This window comes from Eubacterium sp. AF17-7 (assembly GCF_003461285.1).
GTDB lineage: Bacteria > Bacillota > Clostridia > Lachnospirales > Lachnospiraceae > Eubacterium_U > Eubacterium_U album.
In genome coordinates, this window is sequence record NZ_QTWU01000009.1 from 25318 (window position 1) to 51763 (window position 26446).

Annotated in this window: 20 protein-coding genes; 12 read left to right on the forward strand and 8 right to left on the reverse strand. The window is 31.5% G+C overall.

Features of this window, described 5'->3' with window-relative positions:
• Positions 1–5: 5 nt before the first annotated feature.
• Both queA and aroA read left to right on the forward strand, forming a co-directional pair.
• The gene (gene queA, locus DWW96_RS08880; protein ID WP_117910201.1) at positions 6–1049 is read left to right on the forward strand and encodes a tRNA preQ1(34) S-adenosylmethionine ribosyltransferase-isomerase QueA; all 1044 of its coding nucleotides are present in this window, start codon (positions 6–8) and stop codon (positions 1047–1049) included.
• 27 nt (positions 1050–1076) lie between these two features.
• Positions 1077–2363: a 3-phosphoshikimate 1-carboxyvinyltransferase gene (gene aroA / locus DWW96_RS08885; protein WP_117910165.1), complete on the forward strand. Its 1287-nt coding sequence runs from the start codon at positions 1077–1079 to the stop codon at positions 2361–2363.
• A 52-nt stretch (positions 2364–2415) separates the two neighbouring features.
• Here aroA and DWW96_RS08890 read toward each other — a convergent pair whose 3' ends face one another.
• On the reverse strand, positions 2416–3516 hold the full coding sequence (locus DWW96_RS08890) for a prephenate dehydrogenase (protein ID WP_022089085.1): 1101 nt from the start codon (positions 3514–3516) through the stop codon (positions 2416–2418).
• 360 nt (positions 3517–3876) lie between these two features.
• Between DWW96_RS08890 and DWW96_RS08895 the strand changes: the two genes are divergently transcribed.
• From DWW96_RS08895 to leuS, 4 genes are all read left to right on the forward strand, one after another.
• Positions 3877–5967: an elongation factor G gene (locus DWW96_RS08895; protein WP_117910166.1), complete on the forward strand. Its 2091-nt coding sequence runs from the start codon at positions 3877–3879 to the stop codon at positions 5965–5967.
• Between the two features lie 279 nt (positions 5968–6246).
• On the forward strand, positions 6247–6909 hold the full coding sequence (gene deoC, locus DWW96_RS08900) for a deoxyribose-phosphate aldolase (RefSeq protein WP_022089087.1): 663 nt from the start codon (positions 6247–6249) through the stop codon (positions 6907–6909).
• Positions 6910–7018: 109 nt separating this feature from the next.
• Positions 7019–8407: a L,D-transpeptidase gene (locus tag DWW96_RS08905; protein ID WP_117910167.1), complete on the forward strand. Its 1389-nt coding sequence runs from the start codon at positions 7019–7021 to the stop codon at positions 8405–8407.
• A gap of 51 nt (positions 8408–8458) precedes the next feature.
• The gene (gene leuS, locus DWW96_RS08910; protein WP_022089089.1) at positions 8459–10873 is read left to right on the forward strand and encodes a leucine--tRNA ligase; all 2415 of its coding nucleotides are present in this window, start codon (positions 8459–8461) and stop codon (positions 10871–10873) included.
• Between the two features lie 98 nt (positions 10874–10971).
• On the opposite strand, the gene DWW96_RS08915 is transcribed toward leuS, so the two are convergent.
• From DWW96_RS08915 to DWW96_RS08930, 4 genes are all read right to left on the reverse strand, one after another.
• Positions 10972–11487: a SprT family zinc-dependent metalloprotease gene (locus tag DWW96_RS08915; protein WP_243003056.1), complete on the reverse strand. Its 516-nt coding sequence runs from the start codon at positions 11485–11487 to the stop codon at positions 10972–10974.
• 321 nt (positions 11488–11808) lie between these two features.
• Positions 11809–12099, reverse strand: a complete 291-nt coding sequence (locus DWW96_RS08920) for a hypothetical protein (protein ID WP_022089091.1) — start codon at positions 12097–12099, stop codon at positions 11809–11811.
• A gap of 109 nt (positions 12100–12208) precedes the next feature.
• Complete coding sequence (locus DWW96_RS08925) at positions 12209–12598, reverse strand: hypothetical protein (RefSeq protein ID WP_117910169.1); 390 nt, start codon at positions 12596–12598, stop codon at positions 12209–12211.
• Positions 12599–12735: 137 nt separating this feature from the next.
• Positions 12736–12963 (reverse strand): hypothetical protein, encoded by a 228-nt coding sequence (locus DWW96_RS08930; RefSeq protein WP_022089093.1) that lies wholly within the window; start codon positions 12961–12963, stop codon positions 12736–12738.
• A gap of 167 nt (positions 12964–13130) precedes the next feature.
• Here DWW96_RS08930 and DWW96_RS08935 point away from each other — a divergent pair, with 167 nt between their 5' ends.
• The 4 genes from DWW96_RS08935 to DWW96_RS08950 all read left to right on the forward strand — a co-directional run bounded on the left by DWW96_RS08935 (position 13131) and on the right by DWW96_RS08950 (position 18573).
• On the forward strand, positions 13131–14036 hold the full coding sequence (locus tag DWW96_RS08935; RefSeq protein ID WP_117910170.1) for a S8 family peptidase: 906 nt from the start codon (positions 13131–13133) through the stop codon (positions 14034–14036).
• Positions 14037–14217: 181 nt separating this feature from the next.
• On the forward strand, positions 14218–15426 hold the full coding sequence (locus tag DWW96_RS08940; protein WP_022089095.1) for an NADP-dependent isocitrate dehydrogenase: 1209 nt from the start codon (positions 14218–14220) through the stop codon (positions 15424–15426).
• Between the two features lie 86 nt (positions 15427–15512).
• Positions 15513–16646 carry a PPC domain-containing protein gene (locus tag DWW96_RS08945; protein ID WP_117910171.1) on the forward strand — a complete coding sequence of 378 codons (1134 nt, stop codon included), beginning with the start codon at positions 15513–15515 and terminating at the stop codon, positions 16644–16646.
• 196 nt (positions 16647–16842) lie between these two features.
• Entirely contained in the window at positions 16843–18573 is a 1731-nt protein-coding gene (locus DWW96_RS08950) for an ABC transporter ATP-binding protein (protein ID WP_117910172.1), read from the forward strand.
• A 152-nt stretch (positions 18574–18725) separates the two neighbouring features.
• On the opposite strand, the gene DWW96_RS08955 is transcribed toward DWW96_RS08950, so the two are convergent.
• From DWW96_RS08955 to abc-f, 3 genes are all read right to left on the reverse strand, one after another.
• Complete coding sequence (locus DWW96_RS08955; RefSeq protein ID WP_117910173.1) at positions 18726–20927, reverse strand: DUF2339 domain-containing protein; 2202 nt, start codon at positions 20925–20927, stop codon at positions 18726–18728.
• A 147-nt stretch (positions 20928–21074) separates the two neighbouring features.
• Complete coding sequence (gene arcC, locus DWW96_RS08960; protein ID WP_117910174.1) at positions 21075–22007, reverse strand: carbamate kinase; 933 nt, start codon at positions 22005–22007, stop codon at positions 21075–21077.
• A 116-nt stretch (positions 22008–22123) separates the two neighbouring features.
• Positions 22124–24046, reverse strand: a complete 1923-nt coding sequence (gene abc-f / locus DWW96_RS08965; protein ID WP_117910175.1) for a ribosomal protection-like ABC-F family protein — start codon at positions 24044–24046, stop codon at positions 22124–22126.
• 190 nt (positions 24047–24236) lie between these two features.
• Between abc-f and DWW96_RS08970 the strand changes: the two genes are divergently transcribed.
• Positions 24237–24881: a redox-sensing transcriptional repressor Rex gene (locus DWW96_RS08970; RefSeq protein WP_117910176.1), complete on the forward strand. Its 645-nt coding sequence runs from the start codon at positions 24237–24239 to the stop codon at positions 24879–24881.
• 13 nt (positions 24882–24894) lie between these two features.
• Entirely contained in the window at positions 24895–26391 is a 1497-nt protein-coding gene (locus DWW96_RS08975) for an NAD(P)H-hydrate dehydratase (protein WP_117910177.1), read from the forward strand.
• Positions 26392–26446: the final 55 nt, after the last annotated feature.

A 26446-nucleotide genomic window follows, 5' to 3' on the forward strand; every position in this document is an offset into this window, starting at 1 on the left:
AAACAATGAATTTACATGATTTTTATTATGATTTACCACAGGAACTGATAGCTCAGGACCCACTTGAGGACAGAAGTAGTTCAAGACTTATGGTATTAAACAAAAACACAGGAAAAATACAACATCATATATTTAAAGATATTGTTAAATATTTGCATAAAGGAGATTGTCTTGTAATTAATAATACAAAAGTTATTCCTGCCAGACTTTTTGGAAGTAAAGTCGGAACAGATGCGAAGATTGAAGTATTATTATTAAAAAGAAAAGAAAATGATGTTTGGGAAACATTAGTTAAACCGGGTAAAAAATGCAAAGTTGGAACTGAAATTTCATTTGGTGAAGGACTTTTAGTTGGAAAGGTTATTGATGTTGTTGAAGAAGGTAACAGATTAATACAATTTAAATATGAAGGCATATTTGAAGAAATACTTGATAAGTTAGGACAGATGCCGCTTCCACCATATATTACACATCAGTTAAAAGATAAAAACAGATATCAGACAGTATATGCAAAGTATGAAGGTAGTGCCGCAGCGCCTACAGCAGGTCTTCATTTTACAAAAGAATTGTTAAATGAAATCAAAGAAAAGGGTGTTGAAATTGCAAATGTAACTCTTCATGTCGGACTAGGTACATTTAGACCTGTAAAAGTAGAAAATGTATTAGAACATCATATGCATTCCGAATTTTATGATGTAGAGGAAGAAGAGGCTAAAAAGATTAATGAATGCCGTAAAAATGGTGGACGAGTTATTGCTGTAGGGACAACAAGCTGTAGAACACTAGAATCTGTTACAGGTGAAGATGGCATTGTTAAGGCAGGAAATGGCTGGACAGAGATATTTATTTATCCGGGCTATAAATTTAAGGCAATTGACTGTCTTATAACTAATTTTCATCTTCCTGAATCAACACTTTTAATGCTTGTATCAGCACTTGCAGGAAGAGAAAATATTATGGCAGCTTATGAAGAAGCAGTAAAAGAAAAATATAGATTTTTCTCATTTGGAGATGCTATGTTTATAACAGATAATGAAACAGAAGAATAGACACATAAACTTATATGAGGATTAGTAATGACAGATGTTTATATAGTACAGAAATTAGAAAATAATAAAGATATTATTGTAAATGTGCCGGGTTCAAAAAGCATAACTAACAGAGCATTAATGTTAGCTGCATTGTCTGATGGAGAGTGTAACTTAGATGGGGTACTTTTTAGTGATGATTCCAGAGCATTTTTAGATTGCCTTGAAAAATTGGGATTTCAATTATTTATAGACGAAAATGAAAAAAGAGTAAAGGTTGTTGGAACATCAGGGGAAATACCAAATAGAAAAGCAACAATAGATGTAAGAAGCGCTGGAACTGCAGCCAGATTCCTAACGGTTATGCTTGCAGTTACAGGAGGAGAATATACTCTTAATTCTTCAGAACAAATGAAAAAAAGACCGATGGGTGAAATTATTGATTTGCTAAGAAATGCAGGAGTTAAGATTAGTTGTTTAGAAGAAGAAGGTCATTTTCCATTTATTATTTCTTCAAATGGTTTAGACAAGAAAGAAGTTTCGATTAACACAGATACAAGTAGTCAGTATGCAAGTGCATTATTAATGGCTGCTGTTATGACAGGTTTGAAAATAAAACTAACAGGAAAACGTGTTAACGGTGCATATATAAAAATTACCTTAAATATGCTTAAGCAATTTGGAATTAAATATGTTCAATTTGAAGAAAATAAATATAATATAGAAAAACAAAGGTTCAGATTAGAAAAATATCAGATAGAACCTGATATGTCAGGAGCATGTTATTTCTATGCAATGTCATTAATGATTAAGAAAAAAGTTTTGGTAAAAAATCTGCATTTAAATTCAATGCAGGGAGATATTAAATTTTTATATGCTTTGAAAAAAATGGGATGCCTTGTAAAAGATACTGATGAAGGGATTATAATTGATGGTTCAAATGTATCTGAATACAAAGGAATAGAAATTGATATGAATGATTTTTCTGATCAGGCATTGACAATGGCGTGTGTAGCTGCATTTGCAAAAAGTAAAACATTAATAAAAAATGTAGGACATATAAAAATGCAGGAGTGTGATAGAGTAAATGCCATAATAACTAATCTTAATTGTTTAGGAATAAAAGCAAGAGAAGAATTAGCGGATGGTAAAGTTAATATTTGCATTGAACCGGGAAAAGTCAACAGTGGAGAGATAGAAACATTTAATGACCACAGAGTTGCTATGTCATTTACACTTATTGGGTTAGTTTGCGGAGGCATAACTATAAAAAATCCGATGTGCTGTAAAAAAACATTTGAAAATTACTTTGATATAATTGATTCGTTGTATTAAATAAAAAAGTGTAACAGTTATTTTTGTTAATTGTTACACTTTTTTGTTATATTTATTGTCTCTTTACTATGTCATATTTATGTCTTTCAAGCATTTCTACAGCTCTATCAGCTGAATCCTGGTCATAGAAAGAAATTTTAAGAACACCATCTTCAAATTCCCTATTATGAACAATTCCGATATTTTTAATGCTGACGCCACTTGTTGCAAGGATAGTTGCAATAGTAGCAATTGCACCTGATTCATCGATAATATTACAGTAAATTCTGTAACTTCTAGGTATGATAGAATTGTTATGTTCTTCAATGTTATCTCTGTAATCACGGCTTTCAGTAATAAGAGCATTGATGTCTGAGCCACGTTTGTTATCAAGGCTTGATTTAATATCTTTTAAATCATGAATATATTTGTCAAGCATAATGCTGATGTTTTTGGTGTTAGTCATACAAATCTGTTCCCACATTTCAGGTGAAGAACTGGCGATTCTTGTTATGTCTTTAAATCCTCCGGCAGCTAAAGTTTTCATATACTCTTCCTTTGAGTCGTTATGTTTTACTAAGTTAACAAGACTGGCTGCAATCAGATGAGGAAGATGACTAATTGCTGCAACAACTTTATCATGCTCTTCATAAGATATACGAATTGGAATTGCTCCAATCATTTTAACAATTTTAGTTAATTCATCTACATATTTTTGCTCAACTTTATTTGTAGGAGTAAGAGGGTAGTATGCATTTTCAACAAGTCGGTCATTAGCATTTTCATATCCTGTTTTCTCAGAACCGGCCATAGGATGTCCGCCGATAAAATGTTCTTCAAGACCAAGGGCATTTACAGCCTGATGAATATTTGTTTTTACACTACCAACATCTGTTATAATACAGTTATCATTTATAATTTTTTTTAAAATACTTAGGTATTCAACATTTTTTTCAACAGGAGTGCATAAGAAAATATAATCACATTGTGAAAATGTTGAATCAACCTTATCAGTTGCAATATTTGCAGTACCATCATTTAAAGCTAATGTTCTGGATGATTCACGTCTGTTATATACAATAATTGTTGATTCAGGTAAAACACGTCGAATAGCTTTTGCAATAGAACCACCAATTAATCCGATTCCAATAAATCCAAATGTTAGTTTTCTCATTTTTTAAGTCCTTTCTTCCCGTAAATTAATCTTCTAACTTTAACGCTTTAAAGTTTAGCACTTTAAAGCAAGATATTCAATATAAAATTTAAACTTTATGTATTAAATAAAAAATTATAAGAATTATTCAAGGCATTATAACCCATTTTATAGGAAAAAACAAATTTTTATTGTAACGTTTTTTAACATAGAGGAATGTTGTAAATCATATAATAATTTTGTAAAATAGATTGTATGATAGTGAACGGATTAATTAAATATTAAAAATGGTGAACGAAATTATTTTTTATAAATGTTTCAAGAAATAAGCCACCAACCACTGGAAGGGGCAATACATAATAATATTAGGAGGGTACAGCTATGAATGTGTATAAAACATCTCAGGTTAGAAATGTAGTTTTTTTAGGACACGGAGGCGCAGGTAAAACTACATTAGCAGAAGCAATGGCGTACGCAACAGGAGTGATAACCAGAATGGGCAGTGTCGATAATGGAAACACTATAAGCGATTATGACTCAGAAGAAATTAAGCGTAAGTTTTCTATTAATGCGGCAGTTATTCCAATAGAATGGAACGGATTAAAGATTAATATACTGGATGCTCCGGGTTATTTTGATTTTGTCGGACAGACAGAGGATGCCATGAGTGTGGCAGATGCAGCTGTAATAGTAGTAAATGGCAAAGCAGGATTAGAAGTAGGAACGATAAAGGCATGGGAAATATGTGAACGAAGAAAAATTCCAAGAATATTTTTTATTACAGGAATGGATGATCCTAATGCTAAATATATGGAAACCGTAAAGCAATTAAAGGAAACATTTGGTAAACAGATTGCTCCGTTTCATTTGCCAATAATTGAAGATGGCATTTTAACAGGATATGTAAATGTTGTTAAAATGGGTGGACGAAAATTTGTAGGTGATAATGGCGAATATGTGGAAAGAGATATACCGGATAATCTTGAAAGTGATTTGATTCCATGTAGAGAACAGCTTATGGAGGCTGTGGCGGAGTCAGACGAAGAACTTATGGATAAATATTTTAGTGGGGAAGAATTTTCAAATGAAGAAATATCAAAAGCACTTAGAAAAAGTGTAATAAGTTGTGATATAGTTCCTGTACAAATAGGAGCAGGTATTAACTGTAAAGGTGTAAATATGCTTTTACAGACATGCGAAAAATATTTTCCATCACCTGATAAGGCAGAGGTATTTAAGAAAGGAAAAAATCAGGATACAGGTGAGGATGTAATAGCTGATTTTGATGAAACTAAACCTGTAACGGCATATGTATTTAAAACAATAATGGATCCGTTTGTCGGTAAATATTCATTAGTAAAGGTAAGAACAGGTATACTTAAGGCATCAACTACAGTTTATAATCCGTCAAAAGGAATCGAGGAAAAATTAGGAAAACTTTATACTATATGTGGCAAAAATATTTCTGAAATAACCGAATTACACGCAGGAGATATAGGAGCGGTAGGCAAGCTTACAAGCACCAGAACAGGCGATACTTTAGCAACAAAGGAATGGCCGGTAGTTTATCACCCGACTACAATGTCTAAACCATATACATATAAACGATATAAGGCAGTAAAGAAAGGTGAAGAAGATAAATTAGCACAGGCATTGGTTAAGTTGTGTATAGAAGATTTGACACTTAAGACAGTAAGTGACGAAGAAAACAGACAACTTTTACTTTATGGTATAGGAGATCAGCAGTTAGATGTTGTAGCAAGTAAATTAAAGGAAAAATATAAAGTAGAAATTGAATTGTTAAAACCAAAATTTGCATTTAGAGAAACAATTAAAAAGAAAGTTCAGGCTCAGGGCAAACATAAAAAACAGTCAGGCGGACATGGACAGTATGGCGATGTAGTAATTGAATTTGAGCCATCAGGAGATTTATCAAGACCATATGTATTTGAAGAAAAGATATTTGGTGGTTCAGTTCCTAAAAATTATTTTCCTGCGGTCGAAAAAGGAATACAGGAAAGCGTTTTAAAGGGACCTCTTGCAGGATATCCTGTTGTTGGAATTAAGGCAACATTAATTGATGGTTCGTATCATCCTGTAGATTCGTCAGAAGTTGCATTTAAAACAGCAACCATGATTGCATTTAAGAAAGGATTTATGGAAGCGATGCCTGTATTACTACAGCCAATGGCATTACTTACAGTTACAATACCTGATAAATTTACAGGAGATGTAATGGGAGATTTAAATAAGAGACATGGAAGAGTTGTTGGAATGACTCCTGATAAAAATAATATTCAAATTATAGAAGCAGAAATTCCTATGTCTGATTTGTATGGATATTCAACAAGCCTTAGAGCAATAACAGGTGGACTTGGTGAATTTGAATACGTATTGTCCAGATACGAGCAGGCACCGGTTGATGTACAGGAAAAAGAAGTGCGTGAAAGAAGTGAGGCTAATAATAAATAATTTTGCATGATTCTTGTGTAAAGTATTATGTTTGAAATTATAAAAACTAAATGATATGTTAAATGTAAGTGACTATAGGGTTATTTGCTTAAGCAAATAATCCTATAGTTTAATATTGTGGTAGGATTGTGAGAGCGCGTAGCACAGAACAATCCGTAGGCATCAAAAACTCAATATTATATTGTAAAAGAAAATAAAGTGAACACGACTCATTTAGTTTAACGTTTCTAACGATTAGTTGTTAAATAAAGAAAAATAAATTATAAAGGAGAGAATGAGATGGATATTAAAGAAATATTATCAAAAGTTGATCATACGTTATTAAGACCGGAGGCGACATGGAATCAGATAAAAAATATATGTGATGAGGGCATTAAATACAATACAGCTTCAGTATGCATACCTCCTAGCTTTGTAAAACAGGCTGCAGAATATGTTGATGGAAAAATTGCAATATGTACGGTAATTGGTTTCCCAAATGGATATAATACTACAGAAGTAAAATGCTATGAAGCACAAAGTGCCGTTAAAGATGGTGCTAGTGAAATTGATATGGTTATAAATATCGGATGGGTAAAAGAGGAAAAATGGGGAGAAATATTTAATGAGATTAACAAAGTAAAAGATTCATGTAATGGAAAATTACTTAAAGTTATTATTGAAACCTGTCTTTTAACAGATAAAGAAATAGAAAAAATGTCAGAAATTGTTTCGCTTTCAAAAGCAGATTATATAAAGACATCAACAGGATTTTCCACAGAAGGGGCAACTTTCCATTCGGTAAAATTATTTGCTGACAATGTATTCAACAATACTAAAATTAAAGCCGCAGGTGGAATCAGTAGCTTAGAAGATGCAGAAAAATTTATTGAATTAGGAGCAGACAGACTTGGGACAAGCAGAATTGTAAAAATAGCTAAAGAAAAAGAAGAAAATCAGTAGGGAATATCATATATCAGGGCTTATGAGCGACGTCTATATTCTATTGCAAAAATAACCATTTGTTGTATAATATAACAGTATGCGTGAAATTATGGGAAGGAATGATTTTGTGAGTAGAAAAGATAATTCAAAAGCTAAAAATTTAAAAAATATAATTACAACATTAATAGAGGTTATTATTGTTGCAGCTATTATTTTTGGCGGCCTGATGTATGTTCAGCATAGATTACAGTCAAGAGGAACTGCAAGTACACAAGGAAAAGGAATTGACAGTAAAGAAGAAACACAGGATGAAGAGCAGAATAGTGGGACAGGTAAATATAATCTTGTGGTCAATATAAAAAAGAATGCTCTCATTGTATACGAGACAGACAAGGATAATAATGAGGTTCCTACCTATGTCTTTCAGTGTTCCGTTGGAGATGGAATAAATGAAGGCAAGGGTAAGGTTCAGAAAAAATACACCTGGCTTGATATTAATAAATCATGGCATAAATATAACTCACAGATTTCTGAAAACAGTTGGATTCAGTCAGTTAATTATAGTGAAAAATATAGTTGGACTTTAAATAAAAAATCATATAACAGTTTAGGAGAAAAGCAAAAAGCAGGTTCATGTATTTTGCTTACTGCAAGAGATGCAAAATGGATATATGATAACTGTGGAACAGGAACTAAAGTTAAAATTGTAAAAGGTTCAAAGAAGGATGTATTACCTATGGAACCGCTTGCAAAGACTGAAACATATAAAAAATGTGGGTGGGATCCTACTGACACTGATGAAGCTAATCCTTATTTAAAGCTTGCTAACAGTACAATTGCTGTTGGTGATAAGGTTGTATATGTTGAAAAAGGTACAGATGTAAAATACCTTGAAAATATAATTGCAATTAATGCTAACGGACAGGATGTTACATCGAAATTAAAATACAATAAAATAGATTCAGGCACGCTTGGAAAAAATAAAGTTAAATTTACATATAAAAATAAAGCCGGAGAAAAATTTTCTCAGACAGTTGTATTTAAAGTAATTGATACGACCTGTCCTAAGGTAACATTATCAACATATAAATTTAAATATGAAGTTAAGAGTGCAAGCATAAAAGATTATCAGAAAGATAAAGTAAAAAAAGCAATAGAAGATTTAGTTAAGTCAAAAGCAAGTTGTGATGAAAGTGGAGTTACAATTAAAGCAGTGGCTTTTCCTAAAGATCAATTAGAAATTGGAGATAATTCCGTTAAAGTAATTGCTACTGATGAATCAGGTAATATTGGAAACTGTGAAGCAACAGTTGAATTAGTTATTAAGGAAACTAAATTAAATAAGAAACCAAAAGTACCTGAATCGACTAAGCATAAAAAAGAAGAAACTATTACAAAGAAGAGTAAAGAAGAAACAACGACAAAGAAAAAGTCTGAGGAAACAACAACACAGAATTCTAAGGAAACTACTTCTCAGACAAGTGAAATGCAAACAACAGCAAATTTAGCTGAGTAAATAATAAAATGATTATAAATTATAATCTATAATCTAGGAGGAAAAATAATTATGTCTACAGCTTATAATCATAAGACAGTTGAAAAAAAATGGCAGAAATATTGGCAGGAAAATGAGACATTTAAAACGGATGTCTGGGATTTTAGCAAGCCAAAATATTATGCTCTTGATATGTTCCCATACCCATCAGGTGTAGGACTTCATGCAGGACATCCGGAAGGCTATACAGCTACAGATATTATGTCACGTATGAAAAGAATGCAGGGATACAATGTACTTCATCCAATGGGATATGACTCATTTGGACTTCCTGCAGAACAGTATGCGGTAACTACAGGTAATCATCCTGCAGAATTTACACAGAAGAATATTGCAACATTCTCAAAACAGTTAAGAGAGTTAGGATTTGATTATGATTGGTCTAAGATGATTGCAACATCTGATCCTAAGTTTTATAAATGGACACAGTGGATATTTAAAAAATTATATGAAGCAGGATATGCAAAACATATTGATATGCCTGTAAACTGGTGTGAAGAATTAGGAACAGTTCTTTCAAATGACGAAGTAATTGATGGAAAATCAGAACGAGGAGGCTATCCGGTTGTTAGAAAGAATATGAAACAGTGGGTAATCGACCAGCCTGCATTTGCAGAAAAACTTTTGGAAGGCTTAGAAGAAATTGACTGGCCTGAATCAACAAAAGATATGCAGAGAAACTGGATTGGAAAGAGCACAGGTGTAGAAGTAGAATTTGAAATCGTAGACGGAGGAAAATTCTCTATCTTTACAACATGTATTGAAACAATATATGGAATTACATTTATGGTATTAGCACCGGACGGTGAAATTGTTAAGAGCCTTATGGACAGAGTAGAAAATAAGGAAGAAGTCGAGGCATATATTGCTGAAACAGCTAAGAAGAATGATTTTGACCGTACAGAATTAAATAAAACAAAATCAGGTTGCAGACTTGAAGGCATTTATTGTATCAATCCTGTAAATGGTAAGAAAGTGCCTTTATTTATTGGTGATTTCGTACTTGCAAGTTATGGTACAGGAGCTGTTATGGCAGTTCCAAGTCATGACCAGAGAGACTTTGAATATGCGATAGCACATAACATCGATATGATTCAGGTAATTGAAGGCGCAGATGTATCTGAGCATGCATTTGAAAAACAGGATTATCTTGGAAAAGGTTGCAAGCTTATTAATTCTGAAGAATTTACAGGCCTTACAGTTGAAGAAGCAAAAGTTGCAATTACAAAGAAATTAGTAGACATGGGAGTTGCAAAGGAAACAGTAAATTATCACTTCCGTGAATGGATTTTTGCAAGACAAAGATACTGGGGAGAACCTGTTCCTTGTGTATATAAAGAAGATGGAGAAATTTATTTCCTTCCTGACGAAGAACTTCCATTAATTCTTCCGCCATTGGATGATTATAAAGGAAAGAATGGTAAAGCTCCTCTTGAAAATGCTGTTGAATGGAAGCAGTATGATAAAAATGGAATTAAGGGTGTGCGTGAAACAGCAACAATGCCCGGTTCAGCAGGATCTTCATGGTATTATATGAGATATATTGACCCTGATAATGATAAAGAATTTGCAAATCAGGAATTGTTAAAACACTGGATGCCTGTAGATTTATATGTAGGTGGTCCTGAACATGCTGTAGGTCATTTGATGTATTCACGTATTTGGAACAGATTTTTATATGACCAGGGTCTTTCACCTGTAAAAGAACCGTTTAAGAAGTTAGTTCATCAGGGAATGATTCTTGGTGAAAATGGTATTAAGATGGGTAAAAGATTCCCTGAATTTGTTGTAAATCCAAGCGATATTGTAGAGGAATATGGTGCTGACACATTAAGATTATATGAAATGTTCATGGGACCGATTGAAGTTTCAAAACCATGGAATTCTGATGCAGTACAGGGAGCTTATCGTTTCATTAAGAGAGTATGGGCATTCTTTACAGATGAAGAGAAAATCGTAGATGAAAACGATAATACATTAACAAAGATTTATCATCAGACAGTTAAGAAAGTAACAAATGACTTTGAAGAGTTAGGATATAATACAGCTATTGCTCAGATGATGACATTTGTTAATGAAGTATACAAAGCAGGAAAATGTCCAAAAGAATATGCAGAAAACTTTATTAAAATGTTTTCATGTATATGTCCACATGTAGGTGAAGAAATCTGGCAGATTTTAGGTCACAATGATACAATTGCATTTGAAAAATGGCCTGAATATGATGAGAGCAAGATGGTAGAAGATACAATTAAAGTTCCTGTACAGATAAATGGTAAAACAAAAGCAGTCGTAGAACTTCCGGCTGATGTTTCAAAAGATGATGCTATTTTAGCAGGAAAAGAAGCAATAGCAGACAAGCTTACAGGAAACGTTGTAAAAGAAATTTATGTTCCGGGACGAATCATTAACATAGTAATGAAATAATTGGGACAAAAAACACAATAAAATAATTTCTTGAAATAAAATAGAATTTATATTTCGGGAAATATAAAATGACGCAGGTAATGTTATCTGCGTCATTTTTATCTTGGGATTCTGCTAATCAGTTTGTATCCATTTTCCTTTAGCCATTTTCTTTGAACTCTGTAATTTGGTAATACATTTTCAACAATAGACCAAAAACGGGGAGAATGGTTCATTTCAATTCTATGACTTAGTTCATGAATAACAACATAATCAATTATGTCTTTAGAAGTAAGCATAAGTAGAGCATTAAAATTAAGATTGCCTTTGTTGCTGCAACTTCCCCATCTCGTTTTCTGTGTTCTAATTGAAATACGGTTATAGGAAACACCCATTATTTTTGCAAAATAAGAAACACGTGTTGGAATATAATCGGAAGCAGTAGATATTAAATTGTTTATTTCATCTTTTGTCAAATAATTATTTTCTAAATCAGCCTGATTGTTTTTTATTTTGCTTAAATGGGAATTAATCCAATCCTGTTTACTGTTAACAAATTTTAATACATCATCATTTCTCATGAAAAACGGAACTCTTACAATAAGCGTTCCGTCATGTTTTATTTCTAAACACATAGTTTTTCTTTTACTTTTAATTATTTTAATAGGATATTCGCTCATCTTTAAGGTACCTTTCATATCGTCAAAAGCATAGATAGTGTATGTAAATAATTTGAATTACATGCAAGTTATAGTATTTAAAACATCCATATTTAATTTAATTTACACGCAGATTACAGTATTCAAACTGTCCATATCTAATACATTTTTTACACAATCTAATACAATTTGTACATAATCTAATAAATATATATATGTAATAAATATACTTATTAAAATGAGTAAAATCAAGAAGCTATCTTGCAATTTAAAATTCTATCAAATTATCAGGAAAAATCAGCTTTTCTTATTTTTACTCATTAGTTTTGTAAGGCGTTTAACCATTTCAATTCTTTGTTGTTCTTTTGGTGTCATTTTTTGCTTTAAAACATTAAGAATTGCATCAGTTTCTTCATTTGTAAAAGAGGCACCTTGCTTTGTCGCTTCATTAGATGCTTTTATGAAATAAGGAATCATTTGCTTTGCATCCATTTCACCTGTGTTCTCAACAATGTCTGTAAGAATCTTTAATTTTTCATTAGAAATACCTGATAAAACAGGATCATTCATCCATTCGTTATTGCTCATATAAAATCTCCATTCTGCTACAATAAATGCAGCACATAATAATTTTTAATCTGCATTACTATACGCTAAAAATTTATAAAATGTATTATGAAAGCAGATAAATTTTAAGTTAAAACATTTCTTTAAACATATCCATATATTCACCAAACATAGATTCTTTTGCCTCGTTATCCATTGAAAACATATCCATCATACCGATAAATGTTTCAAACATTTCCTGTTCATCAGTTGTAAGATAATCTTTTACAATGGGATATAAAGTAGAAAAATCAAGAGGCTTGTCACAATTCATGGCTTTATAATTTCCGTTTTTATCTTTAATCATGTATGAACCGGGGTTAATAGAAAATGAATTTTTTAATTCCTGAAATTTTATATATATTCCAAGAGATTTGCCCGTATCATAATCTATGTATGGGAGAACAGCCTTTAGAATCTGCAGATTTCTGTTAGTAAGCATGCTGTCAAATAACGTTTGCTTCATATTTGCATTATCCATAAGGCTGACCTCCTTTTTAATTTAAATGCTTAATGCCATTAGTAATAAAAACAGATTTGTATCTTCTAAAAAATTAGTGGCAAGTGCATTTTTCAAAAGACATTCTAAATCATATTGATAATAATCTTTCGAATCAATTAACAGCCGCAACCATTTCCAAAGAAGCCACCGTTATTATTTCCGCATGCACAAAGAAGTACTAAAATCCAAAGAATGCTCTGGCAACCACAGCCATCGTTTCCTCCACAACCGCATCCGTTATTTCCACCACAGCAGAATAAAAGGATAAGAATTAAAAATAAAGTATTGTTTCCTCCTTCACAACCGCATCCACATCCGCAGTTTGTTGCTGCTAAATCACTCATATTTGTTTCCCCTAAAATATTGTTTACACTAAATAATATGTAATGAACTTAAAATTGTTTACAAAAAAATAAACTTTAAAAGAAAAAAACATATATTAAAGTATAGACAACATAAGAACTTTTATATGCCTGCTTATTACATATCATATTTTTATTGGAAAGTTGAAATGAATACAGTTAGAAAATTATTGAAAATAGATTGTATAGAAGAAAAGGGAATTATCGGGCAGGATATTGTTGTAGCTATACTTGATACAGGAATGGCAGAACATCCTGATTTGAAGGAAAAAATTATATTATTTAAGGATTTTGTTGGGAATAGGGAAAAATGTTATGACGATAATGGACATGGAACTCACGTTGCAGGGATAATAGCCGGAGAATCTAAAGACAGATTCTATGGAAGAATGAATATAAATGGAATTGCAAAGGGTTCTCAGTTAGTTGTTCTAAAAGTTCTTAATGCAAAGGGAATAGGTATTGAAGATAAAGTTATAGATGGTATTAAATGGATAATAGATAATTATGAAAAATATAATATAAAAATAGTAAATATATCTTTTGGAACAATTCATAATAATTGCTCAGAAATGCGTTTGATTAAATATGTAGAAATACTATGGCAGTTAGGATTAGTTGTGGTTGCAGCTGCAGGTAATAATGGTCCTGATATAGGCAGTATAACTGTGCCCGGTGTGAGTAAAAAAATTATTACTGTTGGTGTAGTAGAGGATGGGAAAAAAGTAAATGTAAATGGGAGATACACATCGAATTATTCTGGAAGAGGTCCAACATGTGAATGTATTCAAAAGCCTGATTTGATAGCTTATGGTAATAATATTGTAAGCTGCAACAATAATTATAAATTGAAAAAATATACAGTAAAAAGTGGAACATCGATGGCAACACCTGTTGTTACAGGATGTGTTGCATTGTTGCTATCTAAATATCCTGAATTAAAAAATATAGATGTGAAAAGAAAGATGATAGAATCATGCAAGGATGTTAATTTGCCGGCTAATATTCAGGGCGCAGGAGTTATAAATCCTGTAGAATTATTGGGTGTTAAATGATGATTGTTATATTTGCTTTTATATATTTATGATGATTAAACTATAATACGCATCAAATATTTTGCCGGTTATAGATTTTTAAATCAAGTCTTTAAAAGTGTAAAGTGTTAAAATGTTTAGTTTACAAAGATGGTTCAATGAAGTATAATTTAACATGAGTATATTTCTAGGAGGAAGTAAGATGGCAAAAATTAAGATGACAACTCCATTAGTTGAAATGGATGGAGATGAAATGACAAGAATTCTTTGGAAATTAATCAAGGATGAGTTATTAGAACCTTTCGTAGAGTTAAAGACAGAGTACTATGATTTAGGCCTTGAGTACAGAAATGAAACAAATGACCAGGTTACATTTGATTCAGCAGAAGCTACAAAGAAGTATGGGGTAGCTGTTAAGTGTGCAACAATCACACCTAATGCAGCAAGAATGACAGAATATAATTTAAAAGAAATGTGGAAGAGCCCAAATGGAACAATTCGTGCAATTCTTGATGGAACAGTATTTAGAGCTCCAATTATTGTTAAAGGAATTGAGCCATACGTTAAGAATTGGACAAAGCCAATTACAATAGCAAGACATGCATATGGTGATGTATATAAGGGAAGCGAAATGAAGATTCCGGGACCTGGAAAGGCTGAAATTGTATACACAAATGAAGCAGGAGAAGAAACAAGAGAATTAATTCATGAATTTAAGGGTGCAGGAATTGTACAGGGTATGCATAACCTTAACGATTCAATTGAAAGTTTTGCAAGAAGCTGCTTCAATTTTGCATTAGATACAAAGCAGGACTTATGGTTTGCAACAAAAGATACTATTTCTAAGAAGTATGACCATACATTCAAGGATATTTTTGCTGATATTTATGAAGCAGAATATAAAGAAAAATTTGAAGAAGCAGGAATTGAGTATTTCTATACATTAATCGATGATGCAGTAGCAAGAGTTATGCGTTCAGAGGGCGGATATATTTGGGCTTGTAAGAACTATGATGGCGACGTTATGTCAGATATGGTTGCAACAGCATTCGGTTCATTATCAATGATGACATCAGTACTTGCTTCACCAAATGGTTACTATGAATATGAAGCTGCTCATGGTACAGTTCAGAGACATTATTATAAGCACTTAAAGGGTGAAGAAACTTCAACAAACCCAATTGCAACTATTTTTGCATGGTCAGGTGCTTTAAGAAAACGTGGTGAGTTAGATAATATCCCTGAATTAATGGAATTTGCTGATAAGCTTGAAAAGGCATGTATTGATACAATTGAAGATGGAGAAATGACAGGAGATTTATATATTATTTCTACATTAGAGAATAAAAAGAAATTAAATACACAGGATTTCATTTTAGCAATAAGAAGACACTTAGAAGCATTACTTTAATTTTGACGTATGTAATTAACGATTTAAAATATAAGATGAACATTTTATATTTTGAATATAAAAAATTTATTTAAGGAGAAAATATAATGAGAAAATTAGGGAAAATGATTACTTTACTTGCAGCTACAACTATTATGGCTGTAGGAATGATTACAACAGCGTTTGCGGCTGATGCAATTACACCGACAGAATTTTATTATGGCACAGAAGCAATGACAGCTCCACAGACATTTAGCTATAATAATAGCAATTTTATTAATGGAAAGTATTATCAGGGTGTTGTTGTACCTGTAAATGTTACTAAAGCGGGAAGCTTAAAAGTTGTAACAACAGCTACAAGTGTATTAAAGGATATTAATATTGAAGTATATTCTGATGCAGCATGCACTAACAGAATGGAATATTTAACAGATTTGAAGGTTGGTTCAACAACAGTTGAAGATTATGTTTCATTTTCAAATGCGGGAACATATTACATAAAATTTGATTCATATTGCTATAACGGTGAAGATGTTTATACAAATACATTCACAGTACAGACAGGATTCTATACACTTGATGCAAAAGTAATCAAGGATGGTGAGACAATTACATATTATAGAAACTCAGGCGAAGATAAGTATGTTTTTAATTATACAGCTACAAAGACAGGAAAAGTTACAGTAACACTTCCTTATTCTATGGGCAGTTATGTAACATTTGTTGATTCAGGTAAGACTGTATGTGAAAAAAAATGGGTATCTGATTTGACAAGTGACAGTCAGGCATCTTTTGCAGTAAAGAAGGGTAAAACTTATAAATTTGAGGTTACTTCTAATGGAACATCATATGGTAAAGAACAGAGCTTTTCTTTAAAGGAAACAGCTGTTAAGGCTAAAAGCGGAGCTAAGAGAGCTAAAGCAGTAAAGATAAAAAAAGGAAAAACAGTAAAGGGTATTGTTACAGCAGGAGATAAGAAAGCAAATTGGTATAAATTTACAGTAAAGAAAAAGAAACCTGTTACAATAACTCTTGATGGTAACGTAGAAAATAATCTTAAATTCACTATTTACAATAAAAAAGGTAAAAAGATTGATAGCACATCATATTATGGATACAAGAGAGATTTAAAACTTACATATAGTACAACTTACGGAAAAGCTAATGCCGGAACATACTATATTAAGATTGAAAAAGCAAATGCAAACAGCAATGGAGTTTATTCTATAAAGTGGAAATAAATTTATTTGAATATGGAATAGACAATTTTTATTATTAAAATTAAAGCATAAAATTATAGCACTTGGCTCATAATGTGGGTCAAGTGTTTTTATGCGTTATAATAAATATTTATTCCCAATGCCAATAGACTAATAAAATATTAGTGTATTGGTATTAGGAACAAATCAGAAAAAAAGAAAGGATAGTGTGTAAAAAATGAAAGAAAATTTAAAGAAATTATTTCAGTATTACAAACCGTATAAACATGTATTCTTTATAGATATGTTTTTCGCATTTTTAGCATCAATTATAGCGCTTGTAATTCCGTTAGTAGTTAGATATGTGACTTCAACAGTAGTATATTTACCGGCTAAAGATGTTTTTAGACAACTTATAGTTATAGCAGTAGTTGTAACAATATTAATTGCAATACAGGCATATTCTAATTTTTATATTTCAAATTATGGACATGTTATGGGAGCAAAAATTGAATATGACATGAGAGCAGAAATATTTGCACATTATCAGAAATTATCTTTTTCATTTTATGATGACCAGAAGGTAGGACAGCTTATGTCAAGGGTAACATCAGATTTATTTGACATAACAGAGTTACTTCATCACGGACCGGAAAATTTGACAATTTCTTTTATAAAAATAATAGGGGCTCTTATTATTCTTTGTACAATCAGTCCACAACTTACAATTGCAGCATTTATTCTGGTACCGTTTATGATTTGTTATGCTTACTTTTTTAATAAAAAAATGAAAAAAGCATTTAAGAAAAACAGAGTAAAAATAGCAGCAATCAATGAAAAAATTGAAGATAATTTATCAGGAATACGTGTTGTTAAATCATTTGCAAATGAAGAACTTGAAAATGAAAAATTCCAAATTGGAAATCAGGAATTTTTAGAAGCTAAAAAAGATAATTACAAATATATGGGTGGTTACAATTCGGGATTAACTGCATTTACTACAATGATTAATCTGATTGTAATAATCGTAGGTGGATTTTGTATAACAAGAGAAATTGTAAATGTAACAGACATGATTACATTTTTACTTTATATAAATATATTTACGGATCCAATTAAGACTCTGATTGATTTTACTGAACAGTTTCAAAATGGGTATTCAGGTTTTGAAAGATTTTTGGAAATATTGGAAATTGAACCGGATATTAAAGATAATGCTGATGCAATTGAATTAAATGATGTAAAAGGAAATATTAAATTTAATGACGTTTCATTTAAGTATAATGACACAGCACATAGAGTATTAAAGCATATTAATTTGGAAATCCCACAAGGACAGTATGTAGCTTTGGTTGGTTCATCAGGTGCCGGAAAAACTACTTTGTGTAATTTAATACCGAGATTTTACGATGTTACAAAAGGCGAAATTACAATTGATGATACTGATATTAGAAAAATAAAATTAGAGAATCTTAGAAATAATATTGGAATTGTGCAACAGGATGTGTATTTGTTTGCGGGAACAGTGTATGACAATATACGTTACGGAAAGAAAAATGCAACGAAAGAAGAAGTTATTGAGGCTGCAAAAAATGCAAATGCCCATGAATTTATTATGTCACTTCCAAATGGATATGAAACTGATATAGGGCAAAGAGGAATTAAATTGTCAGGTGGACAAAAACAGCGATTATCAATTGCAAGAGTATTTCTTAAAAATCCGCCTATTTTGATTTTTGATGAAGCAACATCAGCTCTTGATAATGAAAGTGAAAAAGTAGTTCAGGAATCTTTAGAAAAGCTTGCAAAAAACAGAACAACATTAGTTATTGCACATAGACTAACAACAATCAGAAATGCAGAAAAGATTCTTGTTCTTACTGAAAATGGAATAGAAGAGCAGGGAACACATGATGAACTTATAAATAAACATGGAATATATTATGATTTATATAATGTAAATAATTAGTAGAAAATAAATACAAATGCCGCCATCCGCATAGCAGGTGGTTTATAGTCCGAAAACAATCATACGCTGCGTGATTGTTTTCGGACAGACTAAAGTCCATAAACAAAAAAATCAGGGTGGGTTTAAACCATCCTGATTTTTATATAAAGGACCTATTGCTTATTTATTTTTTTGTCTACTATATTATAAATTGTACTAATTACAAAACATAATATTCCACAGACAAAAAAGCTTAAAGCATGTCCGATAGTGTTATCATATGTAATATCTAATAAAATTAGTTTTGCAATGCTTACTAAAGAAAGTACAAGCCCGTAAATACGAAGCGATTTGAAAGAAAAACAAAATCCTAACACAATACATAATATTGCAAACAAAAAAGCAAAAATGCTAATTAAGTAATTTGGTGAATTGAATGAATTTAAAATTATAACCATTAGAATAGTGAATTTAATTCCAACATATATACCAAAAGTAATTTTTTCTTTCTTTAAATAATTCTGTGAATTTATCAAAAATAGTACTAGAGTCACTAGTATGGCAATGATATGTAATGCAGGACTATTTAGTTTGATAATAAAACGTAATCCACAAATCATTAAAAATAAATTTACAATATTAGTTGTAATATTTGTACTTTTTTCATTCTTTCCTGATATCCAGTTTTTAGAGAATGGCGTGAACTTTGCTACAATATTAACTAAACATATAATAATAAAGCTTGTAAAATCCTTAGCTATATGTGTAGAAAATAAAGGAGCAATTATATTGCTAAAATCATTTATCGTAATAAAGATGAACATACAGTATAATAATATTTTTATTTTGTTACTATAATCTTTTGTATATTTCATTAAGAATGAAAATAGACATAAAAGTGAAATACTAATGAGTAATCTTGAAATATTATTAGTAGAACTGTTTAGTACGAAAAATATAAAATACACAATACTGAATATCTTATATATATATTGCTTGTAAAAATAACCGTATACAGCAAATGGGATAATAAATATTGATAAATAAAAATAATTATAAATAAAATTTCCGCTGTTATCAAAAGCAATTTGTACCATACTAATTATCGGAACAAGCATCATAGCAGTTTGAAGAAGTATAATATCAAATTTGTTTTCGTCTTTAAATTTTAATTCAATTCCAATAAGAATTAAGAGCGCTACAGCTATATTAAAGAATTCATTGAAACTAAAACAATATAAGGTCGTTAAAGCAATATAATAAAACATATTTGTAATACTGAATACAGCAGAAAAATTGTTATCTACTTTCATTTTAACAAACCCGGTAATAATAATAGAGGATATAAAAAGTAGTAGGATGCAGTAAGACAAAATAATCACTGTGCTATTTCCTGCATAAAGTTTATAGTCAGGCATTGTAGCATTAAAAGTGAATAAGCATATTATATTGAATATATTGCAAATTGAATTTTTGTGATATTCATCTTGAATATTAGTGTAATAAAATATTGATTCTGTTACTACAAAAAATGCAGAGAGAAAAAGCAATTTGTTCCAATCGCCTGAAGCGTGACAAAAATAAGTGCCAAATAAAATGGAAATTGTAATACCTGCCTGACCAATAATTGCAAAAATATATGATTTTGTTTTAGATAATACACAAACAAATAATGCCCATACAAATATAAATAAATATAATGTTATTTCGTTAATAATTTTAAAATACATGTTACTCAGCAACAATGAAATGAATATTGCCCCTGTGCCACATCCACTAATTGAAATATAAAGCTTGTTATGTGAATCTTTTTTTAGAAGAAAAATTCCGGCTATCATAAGTGCAAAACTGAAAATATATAAAATTAAAATTTTTGCAGTATCAGATAACATTGGCAATACTAAAGTGGCAAATAAAATTAAACTGATAAAAATTAATACAGAGGCAAAAATTCCCATTAAAGATTTGCCCATGAGTAATTCAAAATTATTGAAATTTTTAGTTGAATTTTTTCTAACACCATTGTCAATGCTAGTGCCTGTAGTAGAAGTGACAGGTGAATAAGGATGAACCTGCCCCTTAGAATAATAAGGCTGTGGTGCAGAACTGTGCCCGGCAGAATAATAAGGTTGTGGATTAACTGTAGGTTTGTCCGCAGAATATGTATTATTATGTTCGGTTTCATTCTCAACAGATAATTTTAAAAGATTTAACTGGTTGTTAAGATAGTCTAATTCTTTTGTTAAGTATTCAATTTTATTTTCGATTATAGCTTTGTCTATGTTTTCTTTATTGTTAGAATACTTTTCAATTAAATCATTTAGTTCTAATCTGGTTTTAATTAGCTTTTCTTCATATTGTAAAATATCGTGCATAAATACCCCTTTTATATACAGAAATAATAAAAAAATAATTCCTGTATGTATACATTATTTTTGAATAAATAATATGCCCGCTACTAAAATACGCATTGTATATTTTGTAGAGAGCATATTGTAAACATTTGTTAATTAAATTGACTGTTATTCAATTACAGTACCAATTTTTCCTCTGATTGCATCTTTAGCTTTAGCAAGGTTAGAAATGATAGCCTTTCTTCCCTTCTTTGCTAATACGAAATTGAGAGATGCATCAATCTTAGGAAGAGAAGTAATAGGATCAAAGTATCCTTTATCAATTAATTCTTCAGCTTCTTTTGTAGTTAAAGTACCGAGTTCTTTAACTTCTCCGTCTACATCAATTGTAAGATTATCACTTGATGTAAGAATCATAAGAGCATCAGCATCTAACATGTCTGCAAGTTTAGCTGCTGTATAATCTTTTTCAATAACAGCACTGGCACCTTTTAATCCTGTACGCTGTTCAAGAACAGGAATTCCACCGCCACCTGCTGCGATAACTAACTGATGAGCATCAACTAAAGCCTTGATTGCATCAATTTCATAAATATCAATTGGCTTAGGACTTGCAATGATTCTTCTGTAGCCTTCATCGCCTTCTTCGTATTCAACGTAGTTACCTTTTTTCTTCTCATTTTCAGCTTCTTCCTTAGTCATAAGACGTCCGATAACTTTAGAAGGAGCGTTAAATGCTCTGTCAAAAGGATCAACTCTTACCTGAGTAATAATAGTACTTACAGGTTTATATAATCCTCTTGAAAGTAACTCTGAACGAATTGCATTCTGTAAATCGAATCCAATATATCCCTGACTCATTGCACTACAGATTGACATAGGTGCAACAGTTCTGTCAGGGTCAAGTCTTGAAAATTCAGTCATTGCAGTCTGAATCATTCCGACCTGAGGACCATTACTGTGAGTAATAACAACATCATATTTTTCTTCTACCAAATCTGCAATAGCTTTTGCAGCAAGTTTTACACGTTCCTGTTGTTTAGGAAATGATTCACTAAAAGCATTTCTTCCTAAAGCAACTACAATTTTTTTGTTAGCCATAAGTAGTCTCCTTTACTGATATCAGGATAAAACCTGATGTAATTTGAGGTCCGTTGAGACCAAAATCTTATAAATATTTTAACTTATAATAAGGAAAAATACAATAAATAAACCGTTTATTCGTCAAGTAAATCGGATAATTCTTCCCATTGGACCATTAGCTCGTCGAGAGTTTCGCTAATTTTATCCTGTTCTTTACTGATTTCGTTTAATTTAGCTGAGTTTTTAGCAATTTCAGGGTCAGCTAAAAGTTCATCTAATTCATTTAAACGCTCTTCATTAGCTTTTATCTTTTCTTCAACTTTTAAAATATCATTTTTCAACTTCCTAATCCTTGCCTGTTCGGCTTTCCTTTCTAAATAATTTTGCTTATTAGTAGAAGCAGAAGGAGTATTAGAAGAAGTTTGCTCTTCTTTTGGAGCATATATTGCTGTAAGTTCGTCCTTCTTTTCTTCGTAATAGTCATAATTTCCAATATAATTTACAATTGCTTTATTTGTTAATTCAATGATACGTGTGGCAGTTTGATTAATAAAATATCTGTCATGAGATACATAAAAAATTGTGCCGGTATAATTGTTTAATGCGTTTTCAAGAATTTCTTTTGAAACCATATCAAGATGGTTAGTAGGTTCATCTAATATAATGAAATTAGCTTCTGAAAGCATTAATTTTGCTAAAGAAAGACGACCTTTTTCTCCACCACTTAAATCTCCTACGCGTTTAAATACATCATCACCTGTAAACATAAAAGCGGCTAACACATTTCTGATTTTTGTGTTTGTAAGATTAGGATAAGAATCGCTCACTTCATCAAACAAAGTATTTGAATCATTTAATGTATGATGTTCCTGATCATAATATCCGATATTAACATTTGTTCCGAGAGTAAAAGAGCCGCTATCTGCAGCAATTAGTCCGTTTATAATTTTTAAAATTGTAGTTTTTCCGGTTCCGTTATCGCCGATAAGAGCAACACGTTCACCTCTCTTAATTTCAAAAGAAATATCGGAAAATAATGATTTGTTATCAAATGACTTTGCTAAATTTGAAACACTTAAAACATCATTGCCACTCGTACAGTTTGGTTCAAGTCTAAGAGTCATGGCATTTTCATATGTATCAGGATTATCGATTACTTCCATTTTACTTAAAGCTTTTTCACGACTTTCAGCACGCTTATAAAACTTTTCCTGTTTATATGAGCGAAGCTTGGCAATGACTTCTTCCTGATGCTTTATTTCAGCCTGTTGTTTGATATAGAGTTTAATTGCTGCTTCTCTAAGTTCTTTCTTTTTAACAGCGTAAGCTGAATAGTTGCCATCGTAAACATGGCAGTGTGTATTTTCTATTTCAACAATCTTAGTTACAATCTTATCTAAGAAATAACGGTCGTGGGCAACGATTACAACAGCTCCGTTATAGTTAGACAAATAAGTTTCTAGCCATTTGATAGAATTTAAATCAAGATGGTTTGTAGGTTCATCCAATAAAATAATATCCGGTTTTTGAATTAAAAGTTTACATAGTGCAACACGGGTTTTTTGACCTCCGGATAAAGTTGAAATTTTTTTATTAAAATCACTGTCTTCAAAACCAAGTCCACGAAGAGTACCATCAACTTCACTTTTGTATGCGTATCCGTTTAACAATTCAAACTGATGATGTAGATTTGTGTAACTGTTAACTATATCATCATAGTTGTCGCATCCGTTGGCCATTAAGGATTCATATTCCCTTAATTTATTTTCCATATCTATAATATTTTGCTTTACGGAACGTACTTCTTCATATATAGAATTGTCTGTATCTAAATTCTGATATTGGGCAAGATAACCAACAGACTTGTCCTTTCCGATAATTACATCCCCTGAATCGGATGAAAGTTCATTCATTATTATTTTTAATATAGTAGACTTTCCGGCTCCATTATTGCCTACAATGGCAGCTTTTTCATGGTCATTTACAAAAAAACTGCAATCGTCAAGAATAACTTCTTCACCATAAGCCTTGCTTATATGATTGCATGATAAAATCATAGGAATCCTCCTGTGTTTGTAGTGTTTTTATATAATCAGCAAAAATAGGCTGATACCACGTAAGATTATAAAACGAAAAGCTAAAACAATCAATGAAATACTGTAAAAGAACAGTGTCAAAAAGAATGATAAATATTTGACAATGTTTGCCCTAAAACATATAATTGAAGTGGTTAAATAACGAAGGAGAATGGAAATGAGAAAAATATCCAAGGCGGTAATCACAAGATTGCCAAGATACTATAGATATTTAGATGAATTAATACAGCAGGATGTCGAAAGAGTTTCGTCTAAAGAATTAAGTGACATGATGAATGTTACGGCCTCTCAGATACGACAGGATTTGAATAATTTTGGTGGGTTTGGACAACAGGGGTACGGATATAATGTTAAATATCTGTATGATGAAATCGGAAAATTATTAGGACTTGATGTGACGCATAAGATGATAATTGTAGGTGCAGGAAATCTTGGACAGGCAATTGCAAACTATGGAAATTTTAGAAACAGAGGTTTTGAAATTACGGCTTTATTTGACAAAAATAAAGATTTAATTGGTAAAAAGACAGTGAATGGGACTGAAATCAGAGACATTTCTACTATAATAGATTATGTGAAAAATGAAAATATTGAGATTGTGGCATTGGCACTTCCTAAAGGACCGGCAACAGATATTGCTGAAAAATTAGTCGAATGTGGAGTGAAGGCATTTTGGAATTTTGCTCACACTGATTTAGGATTTAGCGATGACATAATAGTTGAGAATGTTCATTTATCAGAAAGCTTAATGAAACTTACATATAGAATATCAGAAAAAGCAAATAAAAATAAATAAGAGGTGAAGTACTATGGAAAGAATAATTTCTGGTACGGATATGAAAAAGGTTGATGAATATACAATTAATGAAGTTGGAATCCCAAGTTTAGTATTAATGGAAAGAGCAGCAAAGAGTGTTGCTGATTTAATTGAAGAAACAACAGATAAAAACAGTGAGGTAATTGCTATTGCCGGAACTGGTAATAATGGTGCCGACGGCGTTGCAGTTTGCAGGATGTTATATATAGATGGATATAACACCTGCATTTATATTATGGGAAACATAAATAAAGCAACACAGGAATTCAAAACACAGATTGAGATAGCACAGAAAGTTGGAATTGAAATCAAAGATGCTTCAAGACTGACAAGAGATGAAATGGATAAGAAACATGTAATTGTTGATTCAATATTTGGAGTCGGATTATCAAGAAATGTAGAAGGCGATTACAAAAAGTTAATTGAAGCAATAAATCAAAGCAAGGCTAAAGTTTATGCTGTAGACATTCCATCAGGCCTGAACGCAGATACAGGAAAAGTGATGGGTGTGGCTGTTAAAGCTGATTATACTGTATGCTTTGGAGAACTTAAACTTGGAGCAGTTCTTTATCCGGGAGCAGATTATTGTGGAAAACTATCATTTGATAATATAGGTTTTCCGGATGTTTCCTATAAGAAGTGTGAAACAGTTTATAAATACCACACAAGCGATGATTTAAAACTAATTCCGAAACGACCGAATTATTCTAATAAAGGTACATATGGAAAACTTCTTGTTATAGCAGGTAATAAAGATATAACAGGGGCAGCGTTTTTATGTGCAAAGGCAGCGTTTAGGACAGGAGCCGGACTGGTAAGGATATTTACTGCAAAGGAAAATCGTGAAGTAATACAAAAACTATTACCTGAAGCAATGGTAAATGTATATGATACAGATGATTTTGACAAAAAGGCTTTAGATGCCTGTATAGAATGGGCAAATGTTATTGCAATTGGTCCGGGAATTGGAACGGGTGGAATACAAAAAAATATGGTTGAAGCAGTTCTTGAAAGCAGAAAGAACACGGTAATAGATGCAGATGGAATTAATGTTATTTCACAAAATGTTAAACTAAAAAAAATGCTTCATAAGAATGTAATATTGACACCGCATTTAGGCGAAATGGCCAGATTTGAAAATAAAACGATAGATGAAATAAAGGACAATCTTGTAAAAAGTGCTTTCAATATTAATTATATGTACAATGCAAATGGAATTCTAAAAGATGCAAGAAGCGTTGCTGTTACGCAAGATGATATATACATAAATATGACAGGAAACAGTGGCATGGCGACTGCAGGCTCGGGAGATGTGCTTACTGGAATTGTTGCAGGATTGTTGGCTATTGGGTGCAATGTAGAAAACGCTACAACGCTTGCACCATACATTCATGGAATTGCCGGAGATTTGGTAGCAACAAAGATGCCTAAAGCCTCTATAATGGCTACAGATATAATTGAGGAAATAAAAAATATTATGCCTCAGTAAATAATTGTGACACAATAATGATAAATTTTCATTTAAAACTGTACATAATAGAGAT

Coding starts and splice junctions, on each gene's coding strand:
- queA (WP_117910201.1), top strand. CDS start 6: ATGAATTTACATGATTTTTATTATGATTTACCACAGGAACTGATAGCT.
- aroA (WP_117910165.1), top strand. CDS start 1,077: ATGACAGATGTTTATATAGTACAGAAATTAGAAAATAATAAAGATATT.
- DWW96_RS08890 (WP_022089085.1), bottom strand. CDS start 3,516: ATGAGAAAACTAACATTTGGATTTATTGGAATCGGATTAATTGGTGGT.
- DWW96_RS08895 (WP_117910166.1), top strand. CDS start 3,877: ATGAATGTGTATAAAACATCTCAGGTTAGAAATGTAGTTTTTTTAGGA.
- deoC (WP_022089087.1), top strand. CDS start 6,247: ATGGATATTAAAGAAATATTATCAAAAGTTGATCATACGTTATTAAGA.
- leuS (WP_022089089.1), top strand. CDS start 8,459: ATGTCTACAGCTTATAATCATAAGACAGTTGAAAAAAAATGGCAGAAA.
- DWW96_RS08915 (WP_243003056.1), bottom strand. CDS start 11,487: ATGTGTTTAGAAATAAAACATGACGGAACGCTTATTGTAAGAGTTCCG.
- DWW96_RS08920 (WP_022089091.1), bottom strand. CDS start 12,099: ATGAGCAATAACGAATGGATGAATGATCCTGTTTTATCAGGTATTTCT.
- DWW96_RS08925 (WP_117910169.1), bottom strand. CDS start 12,598: ATGGATAATGCAAATATGAAGCAAACGTTATTTGACAGCATGCTTACT.
- DWW96_RS08930 (WP_022089093.1), bottom strand. CDS start 12,963: ATGAGTGATTTAGCAGCAACAAACTGCGGATGTGGATGCGGTTGTGAA.
- DWW96_RS08935 (WP_117910170.1), top strand. CDS start 13,131: ATGAATACAGTTAGAAAATTATTGAAAATAGATTGTATAGAAGAAAAG.
- DWW96_RS08940 (WP_022089095.1), top strand. CDS start 14,218: ATGGCAAAAATTAAGATGACAACTCCATTAGTTGAAATGGATGGAGAT.
- DWW96_RS08945 (WP_117910171.1), top strand. CDS start 15,513: ATGAGAAAATTAGGGAAAATGATTACTTTACTTGCAGCTACAACTATT.
- DWW96_RS08950 (WP_117910172.1), top strand. CDS start 16,843: ATGAAAGAAAATTTAAAGAAATTATTTCAGTATTACAAACCGTATAAA.
- DWW96_RS08955 (WP_117910173.1), bottom strand. CDS start 20,927: ATGCACGATATTTTACAATATGAAGAAAAGCTAATTAAAACCAGATTA.
- arcC (WP_117910174.1), bottom strand. CDS start 22,007: ATGGCTAACAAAAAAATTGTAGTTGCTTTAGGAAGAAATGCTTTTAGT.
- abc-f (WP_117910175.1), bottom strand. CDS start 24,046: ATGATTTTATCATGCAATCATATAAGCAAGGCTTATGGTGAAGAAGTT.
- DWW96_RS08970 (WP_117910176.1), top strand. CDS start 24,237: ATGGAAATGAGAAAAATATCCAAGGCGGTAATCACAAGATTGCCAAGA.
- DWW96_RS08975 (WP_117910177.1), top strand. CDS start 24,895: ATGGAAAGAATAATTTCTGGTACGGATATGAAAAAGGTTGATGAATAT.